Here is a 2667-nt window from a genome sequence, read left to right as displayed (position 1 = left end):
GGACGCCATCCACTCCCTCCTCAGCAACACCGAGGACGACGCAGAAGCGCAGACGTCCTCCTTGTTCGCCGAACTCGACAAACTGGCGGCGTCATTGCACGCCCTCCCGACCTCGAGCCCAGCCCGAGTCCGCCTCGCCACCCGCGTCAAGGCCATACTGACCGGCCTCGACGCCACCCCGACTGACACGACCGTGACGACACAGCGCATCGAGACGGCCACGGACGACGAAATGTTCGCTTTCATCGACAGAGCACTCGGAACCCGATAGGCGATACGCAACAGAAAGACCCCGGGCATCAACGCCCGGGGTTGTTCGTTTCCGTACCGCTCATCGGGCTGGCTCTGTTCTGAGCTTGCTCCGCTTTGACGGACACCTTTGGTGTGGTGGTCAGGCCGCCAAGGCGGTCTCGTATTCTGCGGGACTGCGGTAGCCGAGGCTGCTGTGGAGCCGGTGCAAGTTGTACCAGCTCTCGATCCACTCGAATATCGCGGTGTGGGCGGCGGCCCGGGTGGGCCAGGGGTAGGGGTCGCCCAGCTCGTTCTTCAGGGTGGAGAAAAACGACTCCGCGAGGGCGTTGTCCCAGCACTGGCCGGTGCGGCCAATGGGCAGCTGGACTTCGAACTCCGTTGCCAGACCGGCGAGTTCACGGCTGGTGTATTGGCATCCGCGGTCGGAGTGGAAGATCGCCGGGCCGTGCGGGCGGCGGGAGCGGCAGGCGGCTGTGAGGGCGTCGGCGACGAGTTCGGTTCGTAGGTGGTCGGCGGTGGCCCAGCCAACGACGCGGCGGGAAGCGATGTCGATGAGGGTTGCCAGGCGGCGCCTGCGGGTTCGGCCGGTGAGTCCGGCCTGCCGCATCAGCCGTGCGACCTGACGGCGGCCGCAGCCGGCGCCTTCATGTTGGAGGACGGCGTGGACGCGCGGGGCGCCGTAGGTGCCGCGGGAACGCTGGTGGACAGCGGTGATCCGTTCGGTCAGCTCCGCGACTCGCACCGCACGGGGGCCAGGCGCGTCAGTGCGGCGGGCGTAGTAGGCGGTTCTGGAGACCTTGAGGAGTTCACACGTCCGTTTGACGTTGTGACCTGCGGTTTTCTCCGCCTCGATGAACGGGTCCACGTTCACAGGGTCTCCTTCGCAAAGAAAGCCGTCGCACGCTTGAGCATGTCGACGTCCTCAAGCAGGCGGCGATTCTCCCGCCGCAGAGCTGCCAGTTCCTCGCGTTCGCTGCTGGTCAGGCCGTCGCGTTCACCCGCGTCGGCCTGGGCCTGGCGGATCCTTCCGGGGCCGAAACCCCTGATCTCCGATGTCCGTCAAAGCGAAGCAAGCCCAGTTCACCCGCAGCCCCCTGTCAGTCGGCTAAGGGCTGTGCTGCTATCGAGCCGAGCGGTCCGCATGGTCGCCGAGGTACGTGGCGATTACCCGGCCGAGTCGGCCGCGTTCAAGGCGGTCATCGGGAAGCTCGGTATCGGCTCGCCTGAGATGCTACGCAAGTGGGCCCGCCAGGACCAGATCGACAGCGGGGTGCGTCCGGGAACGAGTATGGAGGAGTCCGCGCAGATCAAGGCCCTGAAGAAGGAGGACGCCGAACTCAAGCGGGCGAACGACATCCTGAAAGCGTCGGCGAGTTTCTTCGCGGCCGAGTTCGACCGGCCACACACACGCTCGTAGCGTTCATCGATGAGCACCGGGACCGCTTCGGCGGCGTCGAGCCGATGTGCGCCGTGCTGACCATGCACGACTGCAAGATCGACCCCTCCACCTACTACGCCCACAAGAAGCGACTCGAAACCCCTTCGCCGACAACGGTGCGGGATGAGGAACTCAAGCCCCTGATCCACGAGGTGTTCACCACCAACTACCGTGTTTACGGGGCTCGGAAAATCTGGCGGGAGCTGAACCGGCAAGGCCACGTCGTGGCCCGCTGCACCGTCGAGCGGCTCATGCGAGAGTTCGGCATCGCCGGCATCGCCGGCACCGTCCGCGGCAAGAAGGTGATCACCACGATCGCCGATCCGTCCGCTGAGCGAGCCCCGGACCTGGTAGACCGCCACTTCGCGGCAACGGCCCCGAACCGGTGCTGGGTCGCGGACTTCACCCACATCGCCACCTTCGCCGGCGTCGTCTACGTCGCCTTCGTCATGGACACCTTCTCCCGCCGCATCGTCGGCCGGTCCGCCGCCACGTCGAAGGAGACCCGGCTCGTCCTGGACGCCCTCGACATGGGGTTGTGGCAGCGCGACCGAGACGGAGTCCCCCACAAACCAGGCGAGTTGATGCATCACTCGGACGCCGGGTCTCAATGCGCGAGTTTCCGACTCGCCGCGCAACCTGGAATGGTTCACCCCGACGTGTTCCCGGTCCTCACCAGGACAGCGGTTCAGGAATCGTCACCCTCCAGGGCCAGTTGGATGAGGTGGTCGAGGTCCATGGCGTCGATCGCGTCCTCCGCGATGCCTTCCTCGGCCCTGTCGTCCGCGCCGTTCCCGCCGCCGCCCGCACCGGTGTCCGAAACCTCGGCGATGCGGAGCAGGGAGTCGAGTACGCCGGACTCCCGCAGGTGTTCGAGGGGAACCGTCGCGAGGAAGGCCCGCAGCTTCGATTCCTCCATGTGCTGCTCGGGGGCGTCCTCGGGCGCCTTGGGAGCGAGCACAGTGAGGAGTTCTCGT

The 2667-nt window shown here is 66.4% G+C and carries 3 protein-coding genes and 2 pseudogenes; 3 read left to right on the top strand and 2 right to left on the bottom strand.

The features are described from left to right. Positions 1 to 271 (top strand): annotated as a pseudogene (locus tag NLX94_RS38630) (hypothetical protein); the annotation flags it as partial. A 120-nt stretch (positions 272 to 391) separates the two neighbouring features. On the opposite strand, the gene NLX94_RS38625 reads toward NLX94_RS38630, so the two are convergent. After that, the gene (locus tag NLX94_RS38625) at positions 392 to 1123 is read right to left on the bottom strand and encodes an IS3 family transposase (RefSeq protein WP_254387979.1); all 732 of its coding nucleotides are present in this window, start codon (positions 1121 to 1123) and stop codon (positions 392 to 394) included. 270 nt (positions 1124 to 1393) lie between these two features. Here NLX94_RS38625 and NLX94_RS38620 point away from each other — a divergent pair, with 270 nt between their 5' ends. Continuing rightward, the gene (locus NLX94_RS38620) at positions 1394 to 1669 is read left to right on the top strand and encodes a hypothetical protein (protein WP_254387978.1); all 276 of its coding nucleotides are present in this window, start codon (positions 1394 to 1396) and stop codon (positions 1667 to 1669) included. 5 nt (positions 1670 to 1674) lie between these two features. Next, positions 1675 to 2253: pseudogene (locus tag NLX94_RS39685) on the top strand (IS3 family transposase); the annotation flags it as partial. A gap of 125 nt (positions 2254 to 2378) precedes the next feature. On the opposite strand, the gene NLX94_RS38615 reads toward NLX94_RS39685, so the two are convergent. Then, positions 2379 to 2667 (bottom strand): hypothetical protein (locus NLX94_RS38615; protein WP_254387977.1); only part of this gene is annotated, 289 nt, incomplete at its 5' end.

The organism is Streptomyces sp. TBY4 (assembly GCF_024213195.1).
In the GTDB taxonomy this organism is placed as follows: Bacteria; Actinomycetota; Actinomycetes; order Streptomycetales; family Streptomycetaceae; genus Streptomyces.
This window is presented reverse-complemented; position numbering and strand designations above follow the sequence as displayed.

What these genes read in the sequence shown, in the direction of transcription:
- NLX94_RS38620 (WP_254387978.1), top strand. Translation starts at nt 1,394, where the DNA reads ATGGTCGCCGAGGTACGTGGCGATTACCCGGCCGAGTCGGCCGCGTTC.